Source organism: Buttiauxella sp. B2 (genome assembly GCF_006376615.1).
Classification (GTDB): domain Bacteria; phylum Pseudomonadota; class Gammaproteobacteria; order Enterobacterales; family Enterobacteriaceae; genus Buttiauxella.
Map to the genome: position 1 here is coordinate 1 of NZ_VEXQ01000007.1, position 23,114 is coordinate 23,114.

At 49.3% G+C, this 23,114-nt stretch carries 27 protein-coding genes; 8 read left to right on the top strand and 19 right to left on the bottom strand.

The features are described 5' to 3' along the window. The 9 genes from FH968_RS10005 to fkpA all read right to left on the bottom strand — a co-directional run. A partial coding sequence (locus FH968_RS10005; RefSeq protein ID WP_002436303.1) for a GTP-binding protein occupies positions 1-88 on the bottom strand: 88 nt, incomplete at its 3' end. Between the two features lie 71 nt (positions 89-159). Beyond that, positions 160-2,274, bottom strand: a complete 2,115-nt coding sequence (gene fusA / locus FH968_RS10010) for an elongation factor G (RefSeq protein ID WP_139879014.1) — start codon at positions 2,272-2,274, stop codon at positions 160-162. 93 nt (positions 2,275-2,367) lie between these two features. Beyond that, positions 2,368-2,838, bottom strand: coding sequence for a 30S ribosomal protein S7 (gene rpsG / locus FH968_RS10015; protein WP_139879015.1), 471 nt, complete (start codon positions 2,836-2,838; stop codon positions 2,368-2,370). Positions 2,839-2,929: 91 nt separating this feature from the next. Continuing rightward, positions 2,930-3,304 (bottom strand): 30S ribosomal protein S12, encoded by a 375-nt coding sequence (gene rpsL, locus FH968_RS10020; RefSeq protein WP_003023654.1) that lies wholly within the window; start codon positions 3,302-3,304, stop codon positions 2,930-2,932. 126 nt (positions 3,305-3,430) lie between these two features. Then, positions 3,431-3,718, bottom strand: coding sequence for a sulfurtransferase complex subunit TusB (gene tusB, locus FH968_RS10025; protein ID WP_139879016.1), 288 nt, complete (start codon positions 3,716-3,718; stop codon positions 3,431-3,433). Positions 3,719-3,724: 6 nt separating this feature from the next. Next, entirely contained in the window at positions 3,725-4,084 is a 360-nt protein-coding gene (gene tusC, locus FH968_RS10030) for a sulfurtransferase complex subunit TusC (protein WP_139879017.1), read from the bottom strand. Continuing rightward, complete coding sequence (gene tusD / locus FH968_RS10035; protein WP_139879018.1) at positions 4,084-4,470, bottom strand: sulfurtransferase complex subunit TusD; 387 nt, start codon at positions 4,468-4,470, stop codon at positions 4,084-4,086. The genes tusC and tusD overlap by 1 nt, the downstream gene beginning before the upstream one ends. Then, positions 4,470-5,192 (bottom strand): transcriptional regulator, encoded by a 723-nt coding sequence (locus tag FH968_RS10040; protein WP_034460202.1) that lies wholly within the window; start codon positions 5,190-5,192, stop codon positions 4,470-4,472. The genes tusD and FH968_RS10040 overlap by 1 nt, the downstream gene beginning before the upstream one ends. A 177-nt stretch (positions 5,193-5,369) precedes the next feature. Beyond that, positions 5,370-6,200 (bottom strand): FKBP-type peptidyl-prolyl cis-trans isomerase, encoded by an 831-nt coding sequence (gene fkpA, locus FH968_RS10045; RefSeq protein WP_139879019.1) that lies wholly within the window; start codon positions 6,198-6,200, stop codon positions 5,370-5,372. A 227-nt stretch (positions 6,201-6,427) separates the two neighbouring features. Here fkpA and FH968_RS10050 point away from each other — a divergent pair, with 227 nt between their 5' ends. Beyond that, on the top strand, positions 6,428-6,646 hold the full coding sequence (locus FH968_RS10050; RefSeq protein WP_034460204.1) for a protein SlyX: 219 nt from the start codon (positions 6,428-6,430) through the stop codon (positions 6,644-6,646). Between the two features lie 53 nt (positions 6,647-6,699). Here the strand turns inward: FH968_RS10050 and slyD are convergent, their stop codons facing one another. The 4 genes from slyD to kefG all read right to left on the bottom strand — a co-directional run bounded on the left by slyD (position 6,700) and on the right by kefG (position 9,957). Further along, positions 6,700-7,281: a peptidylprolyl isomerase gene (gene slyD, locus FH968_RS10055; RefSeq protein ID WP_139879020.1), complete on the bottom strand. Its 582-nt coding sequence runs from the start codon at positions 7,279-7,281 to the stop codon at positions 6,700-6,702. A gap of 98 nt (positions 7,282-7,379) precedes the next feature. Next, positions 7,380-7,580: a YheV family putative zinc ribbon protein gene (locus tag FH968_RS10060; protein WP_139879021.1), complete on the bottom strand. Its 201-nt coding sequence runs from the start codon at positions 7,578-7,580 to the stop codon at positions 7,380-7,382. Positions 7,581-7,594: 14 nt separating this feature from the next. Next, positions 7,595-9,403, bottom strand: a complete 1,809-nt coding sequence (gene kefB, locus FH968_RS10065; protein ID WP_139879022.1) for a glutathione-regulated potassium-efflux system protein KefB — start codon at positions 9,401-9,403, stop codon at positions 7,595-7,597. Next, positions 9,403-9,957 carry a glutathione-regulated potassium-efflux system ancillary protein KefG gene (gene kefG, locus FH968_RS10070; RefSeq protein WP_139879023.1) on the bottom strand — a complete coding sequence of 185 codons (555 nt, stop codon included), beginning with the start codon at positions 9,955-9,957 and terminating at the stop codon, positions 9,403-9,405. Before kefG ends, kefB begins: the two co-directional genes overlap by 1 nt. Positions 9,958-10,079: 122 nt before the next feature. Between kefG and FH968_RS10075 the strand changes: the two genes are divergently transcribed. After that, entirely contained in the window at positions 10,080-11,984 is a 1,905-nt protein-coding gene (locus FH968_RS10075) for an ABC transporter ATP-binding protein (protein ID WP_139879024.1), read from the top strand. A 46-nt stretch (positions 11,985-12,030) separates the two neighbouring features. On the opposite strand, the gene FH968_RS10080 is transcribed toward FH968_RS10075, so the two are convergent. Beyond that, complete coding sequence (locus tag FH968_RS10080) at positions 12,031-12,630, bottom strand: LysE family translocator (RefSeq protein WP_139879025.1); 600 nt, start codon at positions 12,628-12,630, stop codon at positions 12,031-12,033. 62 nt (positions 12,631-12,692) lie between these two features. Between FH968_RS10080 and FH968_RS10085 the strand changes: the two genes are divergently transcribed. From FH968_RS10085 to FH968_RS10095, 3 genes are all read left to right on the top strand, one after another. Next, positions 12,693-13,709, top strand: coding sequence for a hydrolase (locus FH968_RS10085; protein WP_139879026.1), 1,017 nt, complete (start codon positions 12,693-12,695; stop codon positions 13,707-13,709). 1 nt (position 13,710) lies between these two features. Beyond that, a complete protein-coding gene (locus tag FH968_RS10090; protein WP_139879027.1) occupies positions 13,711-13,929 on the top strand; it encodes a YheU family protein in 219 nt (72 codons plus the stop codon). 89 nt (positions 13,930-14,018) lie between these two features. Beyond that, positions 14,019-14,897 (top strand): phosphoribulokinase, encoded by an 879-nt coding sequence (locus FH968_RS10095; RefSeq protein WP_139879028.1) that lies wholly within the window; start codon positions 14,019-14,021, stop codon positions 14,895-14,897. A gap of 23 nt (positions 14,898-14,920) precedes the next feature. Here FH968_RS10095 and FH968_RS10100 read toward each other — a convergent pair whose 3' ends face one another. Then, positions 14,921-15,325 (bottom strand): OsmC family protein, encoded by a 405-nt coding sequence (locus FH968_RS10100; protein ID WP_139879029.1) that lies wholly within the window; start codon positions 15,323-15,325, stop codon positions 14,921-14,923. Between the two features lie 306 nt (positions 15,326-15,631). Between FH968_RS10100 and crp the strand changes: the two genes are divergently transcribed. Further along, positions 15,632-16,264 carry a cAMP-activated global transcriptional regulator CRP gene (gene crp / locus FH968_RS10105; RefSeq protein ID WP_139879030.1) on the top strand — a complete coding sequence of 211 codons (633 nt, stop codon included), beginning with the start codon at positions 15,632-15,634 and terminating at the stop codon, positions 16,262-16,264. Positions 16,265-16,354: 90 nt separating this feature from the next. Then, positions 16,355-18,442 (top strand): YccS/YhfK family putative transporter, encoded by a 2,088-nt coding sequence (locus tag FH968_RS10110; protein WP_139879031.1) that lies wholly within the window; start codon positions 16,355-16,357, stop codon positions 18,440-18,442. 1 nt (position 18,443) lies between these two features. Here FH968_RS10110 and FH968_RS10115 read toward each other — a convergent pair whose 3' ends face one another. The 4 genes from FH968_RS10115 to ppiA form a co-directional block, all read right to left on the bottom strand. Then, complete coding sequence (locus FH968_RS10115) at positions 18,444-19,664, bottom strand: aspartate aminotransferase family protein (RefSeq protein ID WP_139879032.1); 1,221 nt, start codon at positions 19,662-19,664, stop codon at positions 18,444-18,446. A 99-nt stretch (positions 19,665-19,763) separates the two neighbouring features. Continuing rightward, a complete protein-coding gene (pabA, locus tag FH968_RS10120; RefSeq protein ID WP_139879033.1) occupies positions 19,764-20,327 on the bottom strand; it encodes an aminodeoxychorismate synthase component 2 in 564 nt (187 codons plus the stop codon). A 32-nt stretch (positions 20,328-20,359) separates the two neighbouring features. Further along, entirely contained in the window at positions 20,360-20,962 is a 603-nt protein-coding gene (locus tag FH968_RS10125) for a putative adenosine monophosphate-protein transferase Fic (protein WP_139879034.1), read from the bottom strand. 105 nt (positions 20,963-21,067) lie between these two features. Beyond that, positions 21,068-21,640 carry a peptidylprolyl isomerase A gene (gene ppiA, locus FH968_RS10130; protein ID WP_064514292.1) on the bottom strand — a complete coding sequence of 191 codons (573 nt, stop codon included), beginning with the start codon at positions 21,638-21,640 and terminating at the stop codon, positions 21,068-21,070. 280 nt (positions 21,641-21,920) lie between these two features. Between ppiA and tsgA the strand changes: the two genes are divergently transcribed. After that, positions 21,921-23,099, top strand: a complete 1,179-nt coding sequence (gene tsgA / locus FH968_RS10135; protein ID WP_139879035.1) for an MFS transporter TsgA — start codon at positions 21,921-21,923, stop codon at positions 23,097-23,099. Positions 23,100-23,114 lie beyond the last annotated feature (15 nt).

Here is a 23,114-nt window from a genome sequence, read left to right on the forward strand (position 1 = left end):
CAGTCAGAGTTGTTTTACCATGGTCAACGTGGCCGATAGTACCGACGTTGACGTGCGGTTTTGTACGTTCAAATTTTTCTTTAGACACGGCTATATTCCTTACTGTTGTGCTCTCACCATGAGGAGAGAGCACGGGATCAATGTTTTTAAACCCTGGGCTTATTTACCGCGGGCTTCGATTACGGCCTGAGCAACGTTGTTCGGCGCATCATCATACTTCAGGAATTCCATGGAGTAAGATGCACGACCTTTGGTCAGAGAACGCAATTGAGTTGCGTATCCGAACATTTCTGACAACGGAACTTCAGCATGAATCTGAACGCCAGTAGCGTTAGATTCTTGACCTTTCAGCTGACCACGACGACGGCTAAGGTCACCGATAACGTCACCAGTGTTCTCTTCCGGAGTTTCAACTTCAACCTTCATGATAGGCTCAAGCAGAACTGGTTTCGCTTTCTTAAAGCCATCTTTGAAGGCAATAGAAGCGGCCAGTTTAAACGCCAGTTCAGAGGAGTCAACGTCGTGGTAAGAACCGAAGTGCAGACGCACGCCGAGATCTACTACTGGGTAACCCGCCAGAGGACCAGACTTCAGCTGCTCCTGGATGCCTTTATCAACAGCAGGGATGTATTCCGTTGGGATTACACCACCTTTGATGTCGTTGACGAACTCGTAACCTTTCGGATTCGAACCCGGCTCCAGTGGGTACATGTCGATAACAACATGACCGTACTGACCACGACCACCAGACTGCTTAGCGTGTTTACCTTCAATATCGGTAACTTTCGCGCGAATCGCTTCACGGTAAGCAACCTGAGGTTTACCAACGTTAGCTTCAACGTTGAATTCACGTTTCATACGGTCAACGATGATGTCGAGGTGAAGCTCACCCATACCAGCGATAATGGTCTGGTTGGTTTCTTCATCAGTCCATACGCGGAATGATGGATCTTCTTTAGCCAGACGACCCAGAGCCAGACCCATTTTTTCTTGGTCAGCTTTGGTTTTTGGTTCAACAGCGATAGAGATTACCGGTTCAGGGAACTCCATGCGCTCCAGAATGATCACATTGTCCTGGTCACACAGGGTATCACCGGTGGTCACTTCTTTCAGACCAATAGCTGCAGCGATGTCGCCTGCGCGAACTTCTTTGATCTCTTCACGTTTGTTAGCGTGCATCTGTACGATACGGCCCAGACGTTCACGCGCTGATTTCACCGGGTTGAACACGGTGTCACCAGAGTTAACCACGCCAGAATAAACGCGGAAGAAGGTCAGGTTACCAACAAACGGGTCAGTTGCGATTTTGAACGCCAAAGCAGCAAACGGCTCATTGTCGTCAGAGTGACGAACTGCCGGAGTGTCTTTACCGTCGTCCAGCATACCGTTAATCGCAGTAACATCAGTCGGAGCTGGCAGGTATTCAACAACCGCATCCAGCATCGCCTGAACACCTTTGTTCTTAAATGCAGAACCACAGGTAACCAAGATAATTTCGTTGTTCAGTACGCGCTTACGCAGAGAAGTCTTGATCTCTTCTTCAGTTAGCTCTTCGCCACCAAAGAATTTCTCCATCAATTCGTCAGAACCTTCAGCAGCGGCTTCAACCAGTTTCTGGCGCCATTCTTCGGCCAGTTCCTGCATATCAGCTGGGATCTCTTCGTATTCGAAGGTCACGCCCTGATCGGCTTCATTCCAGTTGATCGCTTTCATTTTCACCAGGTCAACAACACCGGTGAATTTCTCTTCCGCGCCGATAGCCAGTTGCAGAGGAACCGGAGTTGCGCCCAGACGTTTTTCAATCTGATCAACAACTTTCAGGAAGTTAGCACCCATACGGTCCATTTTGTTAACGAACGCGATACGTGGAACTTTATATTTGTTTGCCTGACGCCATACGGTCTCAGACTGTGGCTGAACACCACCAACAGCACAGTAAACCATTACCGCGCCATCAAGAACACGCATGGAACGTTCAACTTCGATAGTGAAGTCAACGTGCCCTGGGGTGTCGATGATGTTGATGTGGTGTGGTTCGAACTGCTTCGCCATACCAGACCAGAAACAGGTAGTCGCAGCGGACGTGATGGTAATACCACGTTCCTGCTCCTGCTCCATCCAGTCCATAGTTGCTGCGCCGTCATGAACTTCACCGATTTTGTGGTTTACACCGGTGTAGAACAGAACACGTTCGGTAGTCGTTGTCTTACCGGCGTCGATGTGAGCACTGATACCAATGTTACGGTAGCGCTCAATGGGTGTTTTACGAGCCATTTGATTCCTCTATATCCTGAGACGTTCATTTAAGTAACCCAAAGCGGGCAGCTTATGTGAAGCGCCCGCTTGGTGACTAACACTCCGAAGGGATTACCAACGGTAGTGTGCGAACGCCTTGTTGGCTTCAGCCATACGGTGAACGTCTTCACGTTTCTTAACTGCAGTACCTTTGTTCTCTGCAGCATCAGAAAGTTCGTTCGCCAGGCGGAGAGCCATGGATTTATCACCGCGTTTACGAGCAGCTTCTACGATCCAACGCATTGCCAGAGCATTACGACGAACCGGACGTACTTCTACTGGAACCTGGTAAGTAGAACCACCTACACGGCGGGACTTAACTTCGACAGTCGGACGAACGTTGTCCAGAGCGACTTCGAAAGCTTCCAGTTCGTTTTTACCAGAACGCTGAGCCAGGGTCTCCAGCGCGGAATAAACGATAGATTCTGCAGTAGATTTCTTACCATCTACCATCAGAATGTTTACAAATTTGGCCAGCAACTCTGATCCGAACTTAGGATCTGGAAGAATTTTACGTTGACCAATGACGCGACGACGTGGCATGGGAATACTCCGTTGTTAATTCAGGGTTGTCCAAAACTCTATTGAGTTTGACATTTATTTAAAACGTTTGGCCTTACTTAACGGAGAACCATTAAGCCTTAGGACGCTTCACGCCGTACTTGGAACGAGATTGCTTACGGTCTTTAACGCCGGAGCAGTCAAGTGCACCACGAACGGTGTGGTAACGAACACCTGGCAAGTCTTTTACACGACCACCACGGATCAGGATCACGGAGTGTTCCTGCAGGTTGTGACCTTCACCACCGATATAGGAGGTAACTTCAAAACCGTTAGTCAAACGCACACGGCATACTTTACGCAGTGCGGAGTTTGGTTTCTTAGGAGTGGTAGTATATACACGAGTACATACGCCACGTTTCTGCGGGCAGGCTTCCAGCGCAGGCACGTTGCTTTTTGCAACTTTGCGAGCGCGTGGTTTGCGAACCAGCTGATTAACTGTTGCCATTAAATAGCTCCTGGTTTTAGCTTTTGCTTCGTAAACACGTAATAAAACGGCCTCATATAATATGAGGACGCAGAATTTTAGGGCTGAGCCGAAAAGGTGTCAAGAAATATACAACAATCCTGGATTTTACCAGGAAATCTGCTGTTCGTGTTTAACCGTCAATCTGACGAAATCAGTATAGCTGACCTGGCCTATGCCGGTTGAAATTTGAGCAGCTATGCCGCGAGCCTCGATATCTTCCTGCAGAGCATAAATAGAAATGGGGGCGGCGAGCAACAAATCAAGGGCTCTGGTCCCGGATAGGGCAGCAATAACCGCATCTTGTCGCAATAAAAGTTCATCACCGTGTTTCACACAGCGCAGCAACGATTCAAGATCGGTCTGAAAAGGTGAGTGTTGTAAAATATGCAGCATGCCGCCTCAGAAGGTTAATAGCACATCAAACTGATGCAGTAATTCGCACAACGCATCGGGCTCAAGCGGTTTTGCATCAAGAACCCAGGCACTTTCTGACGAGAATCCCCGTTCGCGGATAGAAGCAGCGCAGAGATAGCACTGCTCAATATCGTATAACGGCAGTACACGGAATGTTGCTATGTAATCTCTGGCAAGGATAAGCCCTGGCTGCTGGCCTGCTATCAACTGCAATACTCCGTCACCAATGAAAAACACACCAATGTCTTCGGTTAATGCCGATGTGGCGAGTAAAGCATCTAACCCTTCACGACCTGCAGCACTACCATGAGGGGCCGATTTAAATACAAATGCGACTCGCTTCATCAGAATTGTACCGTCCGATCGCACGTCAGCGATGCTTGCGCTAATGCACCCAGCCCACTGAGAGTGAAACCGGGTTGCAAGTTATGACCCGGCAGACCGAGTTGAGTGGCTTGTTCTGCATCCGTCACACCACGACGTAATGCCGCAGCTATACAGATATGCAATTCAACACCATATTGCTGATGTAATTGTTGCCAGGCGCGAACCAAATCGAATTCGTCACTTGCAGGCGAAGTCAGAAGGTTGGCGTTATGCACACCCTCACGGTAGAAAAATACGCTTTCCAACGTGTGACCTTCTTCGATAACAGCCCGGGAAAATTGCAACGCACTGCTAGCCTGCTGCGAGCCATAGGCCGGACCTGTCACCAGGATGGCAAAACGCATTACTTATCCTGTCCCTGGAAATCACCGTTTTTGAATTGGCGAATATAGAGATAAACCGTGTGCTTAGAAATGTTCAAACGATCGGCAACCTGGTTGATCGCATCTTTAATATCAAATATACCTTTCTCATAGAGGTTCAGCACAATCTGTCGATTCTTGGCGTTGTTGGACACATTGCGGTCGGCATTCACCTCTTCAATCGTGAATTCCAGAGCCTGCATAACCAGATCCTCCACCGAGGACGCAAAGTTAACGGAAGAAGCCACTTCTGGCGTTTCCGGTGGGATAAAGGTCGACATGATTTGCGAGAATGGAACATCAAGGTTGATGTTGATGCACAACAGGCCAATGACACGTTCGTCACGATTACGAATGGCAATAGTCTCTGATTTCATCAGGACGCCACTTTTTGCACGGGTGAAATAGCATTTGGAAACGCTACTATCCGCACCGGTCATATCATGCAGCATACGCAATGCAAGATCGGTAATTGGCGAACCAATTTTACGGCCGGTATGTTCGCCATTCGCAATACGGATGGCGGAACATTTCAGATCTTGCAGCGAGTGCAACACGATTTCACAATGAGAACCAATCAGCATCGCTAACCCGTCCACTACCGCTTCGTAGGATTTTAATATTTCAAAGTCGGTTTGTTCAAAAGGACGCTGGTCCAGTAAATCGAGCTCACTGGTTTCATTGGTTAAAAGCGAATTGGACATTTAAAAATACCACCCTCTACAGAGAGCCTGTCGCGCTTATATGGTGTCAGGGCAGACTCAAACTCGTTGTTGCGCAGTCTGCTAAGGTAATACAGCGTAAGATGCGCTTTCCAGCTTTTATTATATCCTGCCTCAAATAAAAAACCGCCGCCCCTGAGGACGGCGGTTAATAATGCCTTATTTGCTCTTCGCAGCATCTGCATCTGGAGCGGCTTCAGGAGCAGCATCCGGTTTAGCATCTGCTTTTGGCGCAGGCTTGATATCCAGCAGCTCAACGTCAAATACCAATGTGGAGTTTGCTGGAATTCCTGGGACGCCAGTTTTGCCATAAGCCAATTCTGGTGGAATAACGAGTTTGATTTTCCCGCCTTTCTTAAGGTTCTTCAGACCTTCAGTCCAGCCAGGGATTACACCGTCAAGACGGAAAGACAGTGGCTCGCCACGGGTGTAAGAGTTATCGAACTCTTTACCGTCGATAAGCGTACCCTTGTAGTTCACAACAACAGTGTCGCTGTCTTTCGGTGCTTCACCAGTACCGGCTTTGTCGATTTTGTACATCAAGCCAGTATCGGAAGTTTTAACGCCTTTCTCTTTTGCGAAAGCATCACGGAAGGCTTTGCCTTTATCCGCATTTTCTTTAGCGTCTTTTTCCATTTTCGCTTGAGCGGAAGATTTCACGCGAGCTTCGAAAGCTTGCAGCGTCTGCTCGATTTCCTGATCGGATAATTTGCTCTTATCAGCAAATGCATCCTGAACACCAGCGATCAGCTGATTCTTATCCAGCGTAATCCCTAGTTTCTCTTGTTCTTTCAGAGAGTTTTCCATGTAACGGCCCAGCGAAGCACCTAATGCATACGCAGATTTCTGGTCGTCATTCTTGAATGCCGCGTTGCTTGCAGCAGGAGCCGCAGCATCTTTAGCGGCAGCAGCCGGGGCAGCGAACGCCGGAGCGCTCAGGGCAACGGCCATCGTGGTCGCCAGTAGCGTTACTTTAAACAGTGATTTCATCCATTTCTCCAGGGCCGGGGCCTCTAACCCCAAGGTTATTATCAACTAAGAGACGTACTATAACGTCGTGGAAGAAATCTACACAATCTCTCCGCGTCTTATCGAGACAAATTCAGACTCTTTTTGTATAAAGAAGTTTCGTCCTGAGCAAAACGGCGCTGTAACATGCGTTTTTTTTCAGTAGAATCGCCGCAAATTGTCCATCCGCAGGCCAGGAGAGATTAGCCATGCAACAAAAGTCGACCGAACAACGGCTGGAAGAACTTGAGAGTCGTCTCGCTTTCCAGGAGATTACAATAGAAGAGTTAAATCAGACAGTAACGGCACACGAATTGGAGATGGTCAAACTACGCGAGCATTTTCGTTTGCTGGTAGAAAAGTTGAAAGCTAGCCAACCATCGATGGTTGCCTCGGAAGCTGAAGAAACACCACCTCCGCACTACTAGCGATACAAAAAGAAAAGGCGTGTCAGTGACACGCCTTTTTTATGTTTAGCAGATTAGTGGCAACCGCAGCCGCCATTACCGCCACAACCGCCTTTACCATGTTCGTGATCATGATCGTGACCGTGGCCACCACAGCAACCATCGTCGCCGTGATCGTGGTGATGGTCGTGCTCGCCGTGAACGTGGCCATGAGCCAGCTCTTCAGCAGTTGCTTCACGAATTGCAATAACTTCTACGTTGAAGCTCAGGTTTTGGCCTGCCAGCATGTGGTTGCCATCGACAACAACGTGTTCGTCTTCAACTGCAGTAATCTCAACTGGCACTGGACCTTGGTCGGTATCAGCCATAAAGCGCATACCCACTTCCAGCTCGTCAACACCCATGAAGACGTCTTTCGGTACACGCTGAACCAGATTTTCGTCGTATTGGCCGTAAGCGTCATTTGCGCCAACGTTCACGTCGAAACGATCACCAACTACGTGACCGTCCAGAGCTGTTTCTAAACCTGAAATCAGGGAGCCATGACCATGCAGATAGTCAAGCGGCGCACTCACCGGAGACTCATCAACCAACACACCGTCTTCTGTACGTACCTGATAAGCCAGGCTGACCACCAGGTCTTTTGCTACTTTCATGATATCTCCTGAGCGAGCGTGAGAAAAAAACTGGCGCCGATTGTAGCGGAATTTAGCGCCGGTGTACCCCTAAGCTTAAAAAAAGCTGACGCATCTCGCTAGTCCGGATGAAAAATCCCGATGACTTGCTCTTGTTCGCGAACGTGCTCGCGAGCCTGCTTATCCGCCTCACGCATCTGGTGGCCGCACTTAACACATTCAACAATATCGACATTGTTCTCACGCCACATCGCGAGGGAATCTCGCGCCTGGCATTTGGGGCAAACGGCCCCAGCAATAAAACGTTTACGCACCGGCATTCGCTTCACCTTAATTATTCAAAATCATCCCAACCATCGAACTGCCGACGCTCTAGTTGCATCTCGCGCTCGAAAATCTCTTCTAACTCACGACGAGCTTCACGCACCCTGGAAATTTGTGCGTTATCGGTATGAATCGGCATTAACTCACGCAGCATACTCATATCTAACCGCCGGAAGTGAAGTTGTGCGCGATGCGCCTGATGTGGATGCATACCTAACGTCATCAGCGCCTTACGCCCTAACTCTAGCGCACTGGAAAACGTCTCGCGTGAGAACTGCGTTACTCCAGCTTGCAACAATTCGTGAGCTTCTACACGTCCTCTGGCACGAGCCAAAATCGCCAGATGTGGAAAGTGTTGTTGACACAAATGAACCACTTTCATCGTATCTTCCGGCTCGTTACAGGTAATCACGATAGATTTTGCGGTCTCGGCACCCGCAGAACGCAGCAGCTCAAGTTCAGTCGCGTCGCCGTAATAAACCTTATAGCCGTATTTCCGCATCAGGCTTACGGAGCTGATATCTCTCTCCAGCACGGTGATGCGCATTTTGTTCGCCATCAACAAACGTCCAATCACCTGCCCGAAACGCCCAAAGCCAACAATAATGACTTGCGGTTGGTCGTCTTCCACGTACGGCTTTTCATCAATTTCATCATCGGCAACGTTAAAACGTCGCGCAAGAATGGCATCGACACCTTTCATCAGCAATGGAGTCGTCATCATTGAAAGCGTGACGGTGACCAGTAGCAATGGCATCTGGTCACCACTAAACAGCTTTTGCGATGAAGCGGTAGAAAACAGAACAAATGCAAACTCCCCGCCCTGGCTCAGAACGCCAGAAAACTGCAATCGTTCAGAGCGTCGCAAACCATAGAACCACGACAAGCCATACAACACTGTGGCTTTAACTGCCACCAGCACCAGCACACCCAAAACGACCCAGAATATATGGGTGTAAAGCACGCCAAGATTTAGCGCCATGCCCACGGAGATGAAGAACAACCCTAGCAATAACCCTTTAAAAGGATCGATAGCGGTTTCCAGTTCGTGCCGATATTCACTTTCAGCCAATAGCACACCCGCGATGAATGTACCTAGCGCCATGGAAAAGCCCAACGCATCCATGAATAACGCCGAGCCCAACACCAACAGCAATGCCGCAGCGGTAAAAACTTCCCGAACACCGGAACCGGCAATAAACCGGAAGAGAGGCTTTAACAGGTAACGTCCGCCAACCAACATGCCTGCAAACGCCAATACTTTGAAGCCTACTTTTATCCAATCGGGGCTATCGTCACCATGCCCTGCCAGCAGAGGTACCAGAGCAATCGCCGGAATAACGGCTAAATCCTGGAACAACAGAACAGAAAAACCGAGCTGTCCGGATTCGTTGCGATTCATACCTTTGTCGCGCATCAACTGTAACGCCATAGCGGTGGATGACATCGCCAGGCCAATACCGCCAATCACCGCCGCCTGCCAGGAAAACTGCGTCAGCATCAGTAGCCCGGCAAGCACCAGTGCGCTAAGCAAGACCTGTGCTGCACCCACGCCAAATATAGAACGTCGAAGTTGCCACAATTTTGATGGGTTCAATTCAAGCCCGATAATAAACATCAGGAACACAACACCCAATTCAGAGAAGTGAAGAATTTCATCCACATCACTGATAAAACCTAAACCCCACGGCCCAATAGCAATACCTGCAAGTAAATAACCCAGCACCGCGCCAATGCCCAAACGAGCGGCTATGGGTACAGCGACAACCGCCGCAAACAAAAATAGAACCCCGGCTAGCAATACGTCCGATCCTTCCATCAGCGACCTCCCGGTGGTAACGGCGACGCCAACCATTCACCATACGCTTTTGCATGGCTGGCTAGCTCCTGAGGAGATTGGCGGCGAGCCCAGTAAACAATGATGGGATTCATCCAGTGCATACGGCACATCGCAGCAGTAAGTTCAAAGGGGCGCAAAATATCGGTTAGCGGAAAACGATTAAAACCATCATGCCGATAGGCACCTTCCGGCTCTCCGGTGGTGATCACACTACGCCAGTACTTTCCCGCCAGAGCATTACCTCCGACACCGCTTGCAAATCCACGGCTCAGCACACGATCCAGCCACTCTTTGAGCAATGCCGGGCAACTGTAGGTATAAAGAGGATGTTGGAAGACGATGACATCATGTTCTTGCAGCAAGGCCTGCTCACGATAGACATCGATAAAAAAATCAGGATAGTGCGCATAAAGATCATGCACAGTCACATTTTCAAGCTTCTGCGCCGCCTGGAGTAAGACGCGGTTGGCGACCGAGTCTTGTGACTCCGGATGGGCATATAGCAGCAAAACTTTCGGCGGCTGCGACATCATTACCCTCCAGGGCGTCGTCATAGTGATTTTTTTGGGCTACCATGCAGCCCGACGCGGTGCCGACAGCATCACGTTACCTTAATATAATGACAATTTAACATACTCTGAACATACGGCGCTTTATGATTGTTTTCTCCTCGTTACAAATTCGTCGCGGCACACGCGTTCTGCTGGATAACGCCACCGCTACCATTAATCCGGGCCAAAAAGTGGGTCTGGTGGGTAAAAACGGCTGCGGTAAATCCACGCTGCTGGCGCTACTGAAGAACGAGATCAGCGCCGATGGTGGCAGCATGACCTATCCTGGCAACTGGGCGCTGGCTTGGGTTAATCAGGAAACCCCTGCATTGGCGATGCCGGCCATTGAATATGTTATTGATGGCGATCGCGAGTTCCGCCAGCTTGAAGCTGAACTGGAAAAAGCCAATGAACGCAACGATGGCCATGCAATTGCGCTGGTTCATGGCAAACTCGATGCAGTTGATGCCTGGACTATTCGCTCCCGCGCCTCAAGTTTGCTGCACGGCCTAGGCTTCAGCAATGAACAGCTTGAACGTCCGGTTAGTGATTTTTCCGGTGGCTGGCGCATGCGCCTGAACCTGGCACAGGCACTAATTTGCCGCTCCGATTTACTGCTGCTTGATGAACCGACTAACCACCTGGACTTAGATGCAGTTATCTGGCTGGAACGTTGGTTGAAAAACTATCAAGGCACGTTGATTCTTATTTCCCACGACCGTGACTTCCTCGATCCGGTAGTCGGTAAAATTATTCATATCGAACAAGAGTCGATGTTTGAATACACCGGCAACTATTCATCGTTTGAAGGCCAGCGTGCCACGCGCCTTGCTCAACAACAGTCGATGTTTGAAAGCCAGCAGGAGCGTGTCGCGCACCTGCAAAGTTTTATCGACCGTTTCAAAGCCAAGGCCAGTAAAGCTAAGCAAGCGCAAAGCCGCGTGAAGATGCTTGAACGTATGGAGCTGATTGCCCCGGCGCATGTCGATAACCCGTTCCATTTCAGCTTCCGCGCCCCAGAAAGTTTGCCGAATCCACTTTTGCGTATGGAAAAAGTCAGTGCAGGTTATGGCGACCGCGTGATCCTTGACTCCATCAAACTGAATCTGGTCCCTGGTTCTCGCATCGGCCTGCTTGGCCGCAACGGTGCCGGTAAATCAACGCTGATTAAACTTCTGGCGGAAGAAATCAAACCTTTGCAGGGCGATATTGGCCTGGCAAAAGGGGTTAAGCTGGGTTACTTCGCACAGCATCAATTGGAATATTTACGCGCTGATGAGTCTCCGTTGCAGCATCTTTCACGCATCGCGCCGAAAGAGCTTGAACAACAGTTGCGTGACTACCTGGGCGGCTTTGGTTTCCGGGGCGATAAAGTCACTGAGCAAACCGCACGTTTCTCTGGCGGTGAAAAAGCACGCCTGGTACTGGCACTGGTTGTCTGGCAGCGCCCTAACCTGCTACTGCTCGATGAACCGACCAACCACCTTGATCTCGATATGCGCCAGGCACTAACCGAGGCGTTGATTGATTTCGAAGGCGCACTGGTTGTGGTTTCGCACGATCGTCACTTACTGCGTTCAACTACCGACGATCTCTATCTGGTACATGATGGAAAGGTCGAAGCATTTGACGGCGATCTGGAAGATTATCAGCAGTGGCTTGTGGATTTGCAAAAGCAGGAAAACCAACCGCTTGATTCGGCAAAAGATAACGTAAACAGTGCCCAGGCGCGTAAAGATCAAAAACGCCGCGAAGCGGAGTTACGCACCCAAACGCAACCATTACGTAAGCAAATCACGCATCTTGAAAAGCAGATGGAAAAACTGAACGTACAGCTTGCTGCCGTAGAAGAAAAACTGGCTGATAGCGCTATTTACGACCAAAGTCGCAAAGCAGAAATGACCGAATGCCTGCAAACTCAGGTGAAAGTGAAGTCGGCGTTAGAAGAATGCGAAATGGAATGGCTGGATGCACACGATCAGTTAGAACAGATAATGCAGGCCGAATAATCGGCTTGCACAGCCCTCTCCCGTTGAGAGGGCTGTAAAAACAAAATCAGTGCCAAATCAGCAACACACAGGCAGCGGTTAGCAATCCCATAAAGATGTTGAAGGTTGCCCAAGCGCGGCGGCTACGAAGCAATATGCCAATCATGCTGCCGAATGCAATCCAGATGATACCCGCGACAATGTTGACCAACGCAATACCAATACTGATTAACACAACAGAATGCAGATACTGAGTACCGGCGAGAGTGAAACTCGCAACTGCGCCTAGCGCCATCAACCATGCTTTGGGGTTGATAACCTGTAACAAACCGCCCTGCCAGAATGGAATAGGTGCCGGAGGTGGTGCATCTGCTTCCAGTTTTTCGTAGGTTGCGGTGCCGATTTTCCAGGCAAGCCATAAAAGATAAGCGCTACCGGCAATCTTCAGGATAAGGTGCAGGGCAGGATAAACCAGGATTAAGCTACCGACGCCGAAGGCCACCAGTAAAAGGATGCACTGCATCCCCAGCATAATGCCTATCATCAAAGGTATGGTACGCATAAATCCGTAATTGGCGCCGGAAGACGTAAGCAACATATTGTTTGGGCCGGGTGTAATGGCAGCGACCCAAAGAAAACCAAGCATTGAGAAGAAAAGCGTTTCCATGAAATGGGTGTTCCACACCCGGTAAAGTTAATTAGCAAACTAAATGAAACTAACAGTGTGATATGGCCACGACAAGTCCCGCAGCATTGAATTTTAATCACATAGACGATGAGCAGTTTCGTCCGTTAAGAGGTGTCAGTAATCCACACCTGCAAACCATGCTCCCGCGGTTAATTCGCCGTCGCCTTAATTTCAAACCTCACTGGCAGCGCCTGGACATGCCGGATGGGGACTTTGTCGACCTTGCCTGGAGCGAAGACCCACGACAGGCAATGCATAAACCACGGTTAGTTGTTTTTCATGGCCTTGAAGGAAGTCTGCATAGCCCGTACGCACATGGTCTAATTGATGCTGCGCGTAAGAAAGGCTGGTTAGGTGTGGTGATGCATTTCCGTGGTTGCAGCGGTGTACCTAATCGCATGAAACGCATTTACCACTCTGGTGAAACAGAAGATGGAAGTTACTTCCTGAGCTGGCTCAGCACACGTTACGGTAAAGCACCGACGGCGGCTGTCGGGTTTTCACTCGGCGGTAATATGCTCGCCTGTTTAATGGCAAAACAGGGAGCTGATTGTACGCTTCAGGCAGGTGTTGTGGTTTCTGCTCCACTGATGCTGGAGCATTGCAGCAAGCATATAGAAAAAGGTTTCTCTCGCGTTTACCAACACTATCTTTTGAATTTGCTAAAGAAAAATGCGGCACGTAAGTTAAGAAGCTATCCGGGGACTCTCCCTGTTGATATGCGCCAACTTAAAGGCATGCGTCGTTTGCGTGAATTTGACGATTTGATTACCTCAAAGATTCATGGTTTTGCCGATGCTCTTGACTATTACCGTCAATGCAGTGCCATGCCATTACTGCCACAAATCAAAACACCGACGTTAATCATCCACGCTAAAGATGATCCGTTTATGGATCACCATGTGATCCCCGATAAGGCAATATTGCCTGCTAATATCGAATATCAACTGACTCGCTACGGCGGGCATGTTGGATTTGTCGGCGGTACGCTTCGTCGCCCTGAGATGTGGCTTGAACAGCGTATCCCGCAGTGGCTAGCTCAGTTTTTGGACCCGTAATATGATGATTCCCTGGCAAGATCTCCCTCCCGAAACACTTGATAATCTGATTGAATCCTTTGTATTACGCGAAGGCACAGATTATGGTGAACAAGAGCGCTCACTAGAGCAAAAGGTGGCCGATGTTAAGCGCCAGCTACTAAGTGGTGAGGCCGTGCTGGTATGGTCAGAGCTCCATGAAACGGTGAATATCATGGCTCGCGGGCAATTTCGCGGCTAAACATTCAACGCCTGGGTTGTCTCCTATACTGCATAAGGCTTACCTCTTATTAACAAGACCGTTGTGATTACCCATGGAGTTGTTGCCTTATGTCAGCCAAACATCCGGTTATTGCCGTAACAGGTTCCAGCGGCGCGGGAACGACCACCACCAGCCTTGCCTTCCGTAAAATCTTCCAGCAACTCAATTTACGCGCAGCGGAAGTTGAAGGTGACAGTTTCCATCGTTTCACCCGCCCTGAAATGGATATGGCTATCCGTAAAGCCCGTGATCTGGGCCGTCATATCAGTTATTTCGGCCCGGAAGCCAATGATTTCGGTTTGCTTGAGCAAACATTTATTGAATACGGAAAAACAGGGCAAGGTAAATCACGTAAGTATCTGCATACTTATGATGAGGCCGTACCCTGGAACCAAATTCCTGGCACCTTTACGCCCTGGCAACCGTTGCCAGAACCTACCGATGTTTTGTTCTATGAAGGTTTACACGGTGGAGTCGTTACGCCGCAACATGATGTGGCGAATGCCGTCGATTTACTGGTAGGTGTTGTGCCAATTGTGAATCTGGAGTGGATACAAAAACTGGTGCGCGATACCAGCGAGCGTGGGCATTCCAGAGAAGCAGTGATGGATTCTGTAGTACGTTCGATGGACGATTACATCAATTACATCACACCGCAATTTTCCCGCACGCACATTAACTTCCAGCGCGTCCCTACTGTTGATACTTCCAATCCGTTTGCCGCTCGCGGCATTCCGTCGCTGGATGAAAGCTTCGTGGTAATTCATTTTCGAGGGCTGGATGACATCGATTTCCCATACTTGCTCGCCATGCTGCAAGGCTCATTCATTTCCCACATCAATACATTAGTGGTGCCAGGCGGCAAGATGGGACTGGCAATGGAATTGATCATGACGCCATTGGTGAAGCGCCTGGCGGAAGGCAGAAATATTAATCAGGGCGGCTAATCACCGCCCAGTTAAGAGCTTCTCTAGCCTTCAATCACTTCATAACTATGGGTAATGTTCACCGCTTTTTCCAACATCAGAGCAACAGAGCAATACTTCTCAGCAGACAAATCTACCGCGCGGGAAACCGCGTTATCTTTCAATTCCTTGCCTGTCACGATGAAATGCAGATTGATATGCGTAAACAAACGCGGTGCTTCTTCGCGGCGCTCTGAGGTCAGTTTCACTTCGCAATCAGTCACGTTGTAGCGGCCTTTTTGCAAAATAGAAACCACATCGATTGCACTACAACCACCAGCGGACATCAGTACCATTTCCATCGGACTTGGGGCTTTATCGCCTGCATTGCCGTCCATCAGAATCTGGTGCCCTGAAGCAGACTCTCCAATGAAGGTTAACCCTTCCACCCACTTCACTCGTGCCTGCATGTTGCTTCTCCCATTGAAAAAATTACCTCTCAGAGTACGCGGAAGCAGCAAAACTGGCAATGGAAGGAGACCTACATCAAGCTGAAACGAGACAATAGGAGACACCTGTCAAAAGCTATGCTAAAACAATCCAGATGATACATTGACGTTATGCATGTTTGCATTGGACATCACTAATTACAGGCAGCAAGAATGACTTGCATGCCACCTCCCCAAGGTGGGGAATTTTCTAATACTTGCAACGCCAGACAGGATGTTTAGCGTCCCGTCGTTGGTAGCCAGTTATAACACAGAGGATAACCGCGCATGGTGCTTGGCAAACCGCAAACAGACCCGACTCTCGAATGGTTCTTGTCCCATTGCCATATTCATAAGTATCCATCGAAGAGCACACTGATTCACCAGGGTGAAAAAGCAGAGACGCTGTATTACATCGTCAAGGGTTCTGTGGCTGTTCTGATTAAAGATGAAGAGGGCAAGGAAATGATCCTCTCCTATCTGAATCAGGGCGATTTTATTGGTGAGTTAGGGCTGTTCGAAGAAGGTCAGGAACGCAGTGCCTGGGTTCGTGCTAAAAGTGCTTGTGAAGTGGCTGAAATTTCCTATAAAAAATTCCGCCAGCTGATTCAAGTCAACCCAGACATTCTGATGCGCCTGTCAGCACAGATGGCAAACCGTCTGCAAGTCACGTCTGAAAAAGTCGGCAACCTGGCATTCCTTGATGTTACCGGTCGTATCGCACAGACGCTGCTGAACCTGGCAAAACAACCTGATGCAATGACCCACCCAGACGGTATGCAGATTAAAATTACCCGCCAAGAAATCGGTCAGATCGTCGGTTGCTCTCGTGAAACCGTTGGTCGTATCTTGAAAATGCTGGAAGATCAAAACCTGATCTCCGCTCACGGTAAAACGATCGTCGTTTACGGCACTCGTTAATCTCCGTCTCAAAAATGGCGTATCGCTTCGGTAATACGCCTTTTTTATCTCTAAAATTCATACACCTGCAACTTGAAGTATGATGAGCATATGTGGCGCAGACTGATCTATCACCCAGAAGTTAACTATGCACTGCGGCAAACGCTTGTGCTGTGCCTTCCTGTGGCGGTAGGTTTACTGGTTGGTAATCTACAAGCTGGCCTGCTGTTCTCGTTAGTTCCTGCCTGCTGCAACATTGCGGGTCTGGACACGCCCCATAAACGCTTTTTCAAACGTCTGATTATCGGTGGTAGCCTTTTCGCCGTCAGCAGTTTGATCATGCAACTTTTGTTGCTCTACACCACCGTACCGCTGCCCGTCATTCTTATTGTTATGGCGTTACTGCTAGGGGTCACCGCTGAAATCAGCTCCCTTCACGCTCGCCTGCTTCCTGCCTCACTGATTGCTGCCATTTTCACACTCAGCATGGCCGGAAATATGCCAATCTGGAAACCAATGTTGCTGTATGTCTGCGGCACGATTTGGTACGGCGCTTTTAACTGGTTTTGGTTCTGGATGTGGCGCGAGCAGCCGCTGCGCGAATCATTAAGTCTGCTCTATGGCCAGTTAGCAGATTATTGCGAAGCCAAATACGGTTTGTTGACTCAGCATACCGATCCTGAAAAAGCACTTCCCCCATTGCTTGCACGTCAGCAAAAAGCGGTCGATCTGATTACCATCTGCTATCAACAATTACACATGCTGGCGGCAAATCAGCAAAACGGCTACAAGCGCTTGTTACGCTCATTCCAGGTTGCATTAGATCTTCAGGAACACATTTCTGTCAGTTTGCACCAGCCTGCTGAAGTTCAAAAACTGGTTGAGCAAAGCCATGCTGAAGCCGTGATTCGCTGGAATGCCCAGACAATCGCAGCGCGGTTACGCGTGCTGGCAGACGACATTCTTTACCATCGAATGCCACAGCGTTTCACGATGGAAAAACAAATCGAAGCTCTCGAGAAAATTGCCCGTCAGAATCCAGATAACCCAGTAGGCCAGTTTTGCCATTACCACTTCAGCCGTATTGGCCGCGTCTTGCGTACTCAACGTCCTTTATATGTCCGTGATTTAATGGAAGACAGGCAACGCCGCTTGCCTCTTTGGGCCGCACTCAAAAGTTATTTGTCATTGCAATCCGCCGCCCTAAGAAATGCCGCCAGATTAGGCGTGATGCTCACCATTGCCAGCCTGTTTGGCGCGTTTTTACATCTCCCTAAGCCCTACTGGATATTAATGACAATAATGTTCGTAACGCAAAACGGTTATGGCGCTACGCGGGTACGTATCCTGCACCGATCTGCAGGCACCATCGCGGGCTTGGCCATCGCGGGCGTGGCGTTGCACTTCCACTTCCCACAAAGCATTGCGTTGGCTGCGATGCTCGTCATCACGCTGGTCAGTTATCTGTTCATACGCAAAAGCTACGGTTGGGCGACAATTGGCTTTACGGTGACGGCGGTATATACCCTGCAACTGATCACACTGAGTGCCGAGCAGTATATCGTTCCCCGCTTAATCGATACTTTGCTGGGCTGCCTGATTGCTTTTGGTGGCATGGTGTGGCTGTGGCCACAGTGGCAAAGTGGTTTGTTAAGACAGAACGCCCACGACGCGTTGGAAAGAGATCAGGATGCTATCCGCATAATTCTGAGCAGCGACCCTGAGCCCACACCACTCGCTTATGCACGCATGAAGGTCAATCAGGCACATAACGCCCTGTTTAACTCGCTAAACCAGGCGATGCAGGAGCCGGGTTTTAACTCGCACTATCTGGCAGATATGAAACTGTGGGTAACGCACAGTCAATTCATCGTTGAGCACATAAATGCCATGACAACGCTCGCCCGCGAGCACAACATGCTCACCCCGGATTTAGCCCAGCGTTATTTACAGTCATGCGAAATTGCGCTGCAACGATGCCAACAGCGGCTTCAGTACGATGGGCCAGGGGAAACCAATGATGCGAATATTCTGGACCCACTGGAAGGGCTTCCGAGCGGGCCGTTAAGTACGATGGAGCAGCATTTACAACGGACTCTGGGCCACCTCAGCACCATGCATACCATTTCTTCGGTTGCCTGGCGTCAGCGGCCACATCACGGTATCTGGTTGAACCGCCGATTAGGACGGTCCAATTAGATCAGCCTTTGACGATTTTCGCGACCGCTTTAGCAAAGTGAATCATTCCTTCGTCAATATCAGCATCTTCGATAATCAACGATGGTGCGAAGCGCATGACATCTGGACCAGCGTTCAGAACCATGACGCCTTCCTGAGCAGCTGCATGCAAGAATTCACGCGCACGGCTTTTGTATTGCGGTTTAAGTTCGGCACCAATCAACAGCCCCATACCGCGAATATCGCTGAACACATCGAACTGCTCATCGATTTGCTGCAAATGCTTCACGAAAAGCTGGCGCTTCGCTGTGACACCGTTCAACAGCGCCGGAGTATTAATGATATCAAACGCAGCACCTGCTACCGCACAAGCCAGCGGGTTGCCGCCGTAGGTTGAACCATGTGTACCAACATGGAATGCCGAGGCAATGTCCTGCGTAGTCAGCATTACACTCACCGGGAAGCCACCGCCGAGTGCTTTGGCACTGGTCAAAATATCTGGCGTCACACCATAGTGCATATAGGCAAACAGCTCACCGATACGCCCCATTCCGCACTGCACCTCATCAAATACCAACAGCGCTTTATGCTCATCACACAACTCACGCAAACCCTGCAAGAATTCTGGTGTTGCCGCTGTTACGCCACCCTCACCTTGAATAGGTTCAACCACTATTGCGCAAGTGTGGTCATCCATCACAGCTTTTACCGCATGCAAATCGTTAAACGGCACATGGATAATATCGGCGGGTTTAGGGCCAAAACCATCGGAATACTTCGGTTGTCCACCGACAGAAACGGTAAATAGCGAACGGCCATGAAAAGCGTTATGGAAGGCAATGATTTTGGTTTTGTACGGACTATGGCGCGTAGATGCGTAGTAACGCGCCAGTTTAAATGCAGTTTCATTGGCTTCGGTGCCGGAGTTCATAAACAACACGCGTTCAGCAAAAGTGGCATCAATCAGCTTACGGCCAAGACGTAGCGCGGGTTCGTTGGTGAAAACATTGCTGGTATGCCATAGCGTTTCGCCCTGGCTTTTTAACGCTTCTACTAACGTCGGATGGCAGTGGCCTAACGCAGTAACCGCAATCCCCCCCGCGAAATCAACATACTCTTTCCCTTGTTGATCCCATACGCGACTGCCTTTGCCTTTTACGGGGATAAACTCCGCAGGTGCATAAATCGGCAGAATTACTTCGTCGAAAGTTGCGCGGGTAATTGCTGATTGTTCAGTTTCCATTTGTTGCCCATCCCCTTTTTACGCATAAAGCTTCATGAAAGACACTTGAAAATATAATCATGAAATATGCATAAAAAATCACTACCTGGCAATAAGAAATCAACGCTTGAGGAAATTGTCGAGTAACTGATGCCCTTGCTCGCTAAGAATACTTTCCGGGTGGAACTGCACACCTTCAAGATCCAGCTCACGATGCCGGATGCCCATAATCTCTTGCTTATCTGTCCAGGCCGTCACTTCAAAACATGTGGGTAACGTTGCCGGGTCGATAACCAAGGAATGGTATCGCGTCACCGTCAGAGGATTGTTCAGGCCGTTAAATACACCGGTATTGTTGTGCGAAATGGCAGAGGTCTTACCGTGCATAACATTTTCAGCACGAACAATGATCGCACCAAATGCCTGCGCAATAGCCTGGTGGCCGAGGCAAACACCCAGAATGGGTAATTGCCCGGCGAATTGCGTGATAGCAGAGAGGGAAATACCCGCGTCACTGGGAGTGCAAGGGCCTGGGGAGATAACTAATTTCTCTGGCGCCAGCATGCTGATATCAGTAAGGGTCAGTTCATCGTTACGTTTCACCACCACCTCCGCGCCCAATTCGCAAAAGTACTGATAAAGGTTCCAGGTGAACGAGTCGTAATTGTCGATAAGCAGTAGCATCGCGGCTCCGGGGTAAAAAGAACCGCGCTATTCTATTCGTTTTCGCGCGCTTCACTCACGACTTTAGTGAAAATCTCGCATAGCGGGGTTAAATCCCCCAGCGCACCAGCCTGATTCGCCGCTTGCCATTCGTCAGGATCAACATCGCGCCAGTCCAGAACGTATCCGGCATGAATAGCCAGTTGCTCGAAGAACACACGCTGTGCTCGTCCGCTGCCAACAAAGAACGGATGAAGTACATTAATTTCACAATAGTAATGTGCCAGGCGATTAATGAACTCGGTTTTGGCAAGCCCGACCAGATAATGCTCGTCTTCCATTTCCTGCATCAGATCGTTGCCTTCATTTTCGATGTACTCGAAATGACAGAAACGTGTCTCCCCTTTGGAGATATCCACATCACGTAGCTCACCAGCCCAGTCGAAAACATCCTGAAAAAGCTGCTGATGGATGGCACAAAGCCAAGGTAATCCGCGATGCAGCGGGCCAAGTTCAATTGCCTCTACGCGCTGTGCGATAGTCTCATCTTGCGCATGAGGCTCAAGAATATCCAGCCGGCTACTGGCCTGAAATGAACGGCTACGCTGTTGCTGCCAAAGGCGGGACTTTTGTTTGTCGGTTAGTTTCTTTGCCATGATGCCTCCCTAACATGACCCATTCTTGCCACAAGTATAAGCAGCAATCGGCGGACGTGCTGGAAGGTGAAAATGCGCGAGAACAAGATGCCCGCGCAGGAATTTTTACGGCAAGACTTTCGCGGAGAGGATAACTACTGGTTTTGACGGAACATTTTGATATGGGCCGACATCATGAGTCTGAACCTGAGAGATCTTATCGGCAACGTCCATCCCTTTCACAACTTTACCAAATACCGCATAACCGAAGTCGCGTTGGCCATGATCGAGGAAGGCGTTATCTGCCACATTGAGAAAGAATTGGCTGGTTGCGCTGTCTTTATCTGCAGTACGCGCCATAGAAATAGTACCGCGAGTATTACGCAGACCGTTATCGGCCTCGTTTTTAATTGGTGGGTTTGGCTGCTTCTGATTCATATCTGCAGTGAAGCCGCCACCCTGAAGCATGAAGCCCGGAATAACACGGTGGAAAATGGTGTTGTTGTAGAAACCGCTGTTAACGTAATCCACAAAGTTTTTCACAGAGACGGGGGCTTTCTGGCTATTTAACTCAAGCTCAATTTCGCCCGCTGAAGTGGTCAACAGAACGTGAGGGTCACCTTTAGCAGCAAGTGCCGCGGGGGATAGAGCGGTTAGAGCAAACACAGTTGCTACAGCCGCCAGAGTTGATTTGAGCATGAATAATTCCTTACGAAGGCAGTGAGTAAAGCAAGTTGCTAGAGTGTAAAGATGCACTCCAGTATGTGCCAGCCATTTACTGTTTTTTACTTTCACACAAATCAATAAGTTAAATCAGTGAATTAATGGATGTCGTCACATTTCATGACACACATCACTCTAAACAGTACTCATTGCAGTAAATGATTCATAAAATATATAAATACGTCACACTTTTGACTAAAATCCATTCTTCTCAAGTGCTGTCAAAGCATTTTACATTTCTATTTACAGGCTCGTCATGACTAACAGCAACCGCAGTAAGCTCACATGGATCAGCTTCTTCTCCTACGCCCTCACTGGTGCGTTGGTAATTGTCACCGGAATGGTGATGGGCAATATTGCCGAATACTTCCACGTTCCCGTTTCCAGTATGAGTAATACCTTTACCTTCCTGAATGCGGGGATTTTGATTTCTATTTTCCTGAATGCCTGGTTAATGGAAATCGTGCCACTAAAAACCCAACTGCGCTTTGGTTTCATACTGATGGTGCTGGCAGTGGCCGGGCTGGTCTTTGGGGATAGCCTGACTATCTTCTCGGTCGCGATGTTTGTGCTCGGGCTGGTCAGTGGTATCACGATGTCGATTGGTACATTCCTGATTACCCATATGTATGAAGGCCGTCAGCGTGGTTCACGTCTGCTGTTTACCGACTCCTTCTTCAGCATGGCGGGAATGATTTTCCCAATGGTGGCCGCGATTCTGTTGGCCCGCAGCATCAACTGGTATTGGGTTTACGTTTGCATCGGCCTGATTTATGTCGCCATCTTCATTCTGACCATCGGCTGTGATTTCCCGGCATTGGGCAAACACGCACCGCAAACTGAAAAAGTTGCCGAAAAAGAAAAATGGGGCATTGGCGTGCTGTTCCTGTCCATTGCTGCGCTGTGCTACATCCTTGGGCAACTGGGCTTTATTTCCTGGGTGCCGGAATATGCCAAAAGCCTGGGTATGAACCTGAATGATGCCGGTCAGTTAGTCAGTGATTTCTGGATGTCTTATATGTTCGGGATGTGGGCATTTAGTTTCATTTTGCGTTTCTTCGATCTGCAACGCATTCTTACCGTGCTTGCGGGCGCTGCTACCGTTCTGATGTACCTGTTCAACAAAAGTGAACCTGCGCATCTGGCATGGTTTATTTTGGCTCTCGGCTTTTTCTCCAGCGCAATTTACACCTCTGTTATCACACTGGGTTCTTTGCAGACTAAAGTTGCCTCGCCAAAACTGGTTAACTTCGTACTCACCTGCGGCACCATCGGCACCATGCTGACTTTCGTGGTTACCGGCCCGATTGTTGCCCACAGTGGCCCACTCATGGCACTGCAAACTGCAAACGCCCTGTATGCGGTGGTCTTTATCATGTGCCTTATTCTGGGCCTGGTAACGAAACACCGCCAGCATAACGCGGCTGCGCACTAACCGCCGACGTCGGAT

What these genes read in the sequence shown, in the direction of transcription:
- pabA (WP_139879033.1), bottom strand. Translation starts at nt 20,327, where the DNA reads ATGCTACTGCTTATCGACAATTACGACTCGTTCACCTGGAACCTTTAT.
- FH968_RS10100 (WP_139879029.1), bottom strand. Translation starts at nt 15,325, where the DNA reads ATGCAGGCACGAGTGAAGTGGGTGGAAGGGTTAACCTTCATTGGAGAG.
- FH968_RS10075 (WP_139879024.1), top strand. Translation starts at nt 10,080, where the DNA reads ATGATTGTTTTCTCCTCGTTACAAATTCGTCGCGGCACACGCGTTCTG.
- slyD (WP_139879020.1), bottom strand. Translation starts at nt 7,281, where the DNA reads ATGAAAGTAGCAAAAGACCTGGTGGTCAGCCTGGCTTATCAGGTACGT.
- tsgA (WP_139879035.1), top strand. Translation starts at nt 21,921, where the DNA reads ATGACTAACAGCAACCGCAGTAAGCTCACATGGATCAGCTTCTTCTCC.
- FH968_RS10050 (WP_034460204.1), top strand. Translation starts at nt 6,428, where the DNA reads ATGCAACAAAAGTCGACCGAACAACGGCTGGAAGAACTTGAGAGTCGT.
- rpsL (WP_003023654.1), bottom strand. Translation starts at nt 3,304, where the DNA reads ATGGCAACAGTTAATCAGCTGGTTCGCAAACCACGCGCTCGCAAAGTT.
- FH968_RS10060 (WP_139879021.1), bottom strand. Translation starts at nt 7,580, where the DNA reads ATGCCGGTGCGTAAACGTTTTATTGCTGGGGCCGTTTGCCCCAAATGC.
- FH968_RS10095 (WP_139879028.1), top strand. Translation starts at nt 14,019, where the DNA reads ATGTCAGCCAAACATCCGGTTATTGCCGTAACAGGTTCCAGCGGCGCG.
- FH968_RS10110 (WP_139879031.1), top strand. Translation starts at nt 16,355, where the DNA reads ATGTGGCGCAGACTGATCTATCACCCAGAAGTTAACTATGCACTGCGG.
- fusA (WP_139879014.1), bottom strand. Translation starts at nt 2,274, where the DNA reads ATGGCTCGTAAAACACCCATTGAGCGCTACCGTAACATTGGTATCAGT.
- FH968_RS10090 (WP_139879027.1), top strand. Translation starts at nt 13,711, where the DNA reads ATGATGATTCCCTGGCAAGATCTCCCTCCCGAAACACTTGATAATCTG.
- ppiA (WP_064514292.1), bottom strand. Translation starts at nt 21,640, where the DNA reads ATGCTCAAATCAACTCTGGCGGCTGTAGCAACTGTGTTTGCTCTAACC.
- FH968_RS10125 (WP_139879034.1), bottom strand. Translation starts at nt 20,962, where the DNA reads ATGGCAAAGAAACTAACCGACAAACAAAAGTCCCGCCTTTGGCAGCAA.
- kefG (WP_139879023.1), bottom strand. Translation starts at nt 9,957, where the DNA reads ATGATGTCGCAGCCGCCGAAAGTTTTGCTGCTATATGCCCATCCGGAG.
- FH968_RS10085 (WP_139879026.1), top strand. Translation starts at nt 12,693, where the DNA reads ATGGCCACGACAAGTCCCGCAGCATTGAATTTTAATCACATAGACGAT.
- tusB (WP_139879016.1), bottom strand. Translation starts at nt 3,718, where the DNA reads ATGCTGCATATTTTACAACACTCACCTTTTCAGACCGATCTTGAATCG.
- kefB (WP_139879022.1), bottom strand. Translation starts at nt 9,403, where the DNA reads ATGGAAGGATCGGACGTATTGCTAGCCGGGGTTCTATTTTTGTTTGCG.
- fkpA (WP_139879019.1), bottom strand. Translation starts at nt 6,200, where the DNA reads ATGAAATCACTGTTTAAAGTAACGCTACTGGCGACCACGATGGCCGTT.
- crp (WP_139879030.1), top strand. Translation starts at nt 15,632, where the DNA reads ATGGTGCTTGGCAAACCGCAAACAGACCCGACTCTCGAATGGTTCTTG.
- FH968_RS10115 (WP_139879032.1), bottom strand. Translation starts at nt 19,664, where the DNA reads ATGGAAACTGAACAATCAGCAATTACCCGCGCAACTTTCGACGAAGTA.
- tusC (WP_139879017.1), bottom strand. Translation starts at nt 4,084, where the DNA reads ATGAAGCGAGTCGCATTTGTATTTAAATCGGCCCCTCATGGTAGTGCT.
- FH968_RS10080 (WP_139879025.1), bottom strand. Translation starts at nt 12,630, where the DNA reads ATGGAAACGCTTTTCTTCTCAATGCTTGGTTTTCTTTGGGTCGCTGCC.
- FH968_RS10040 (WP_034460202.1), bottom strand. Translation starts at nt 5,192, where the DNA reads ATGTCCAATTCGCTTTTAACCAATGAAACCAGTGAGCTCGATTTACTG.
- rpsG (WP_139879015.1), bottom strand. Translation starts at nt 2,838, where the DNA reads ATGCCACGTCGTCGCGTCATTGGTCAACGTAAAATTCTTCCAGATCCT.
- tusD (WP_139879018.1), bottom strand. Translation starts at nt 4,470, where the DNA reads ATGCGTTTTGCCATCCTGGTGACAGGTCCGGCCTATGGCTCGCAGCAG.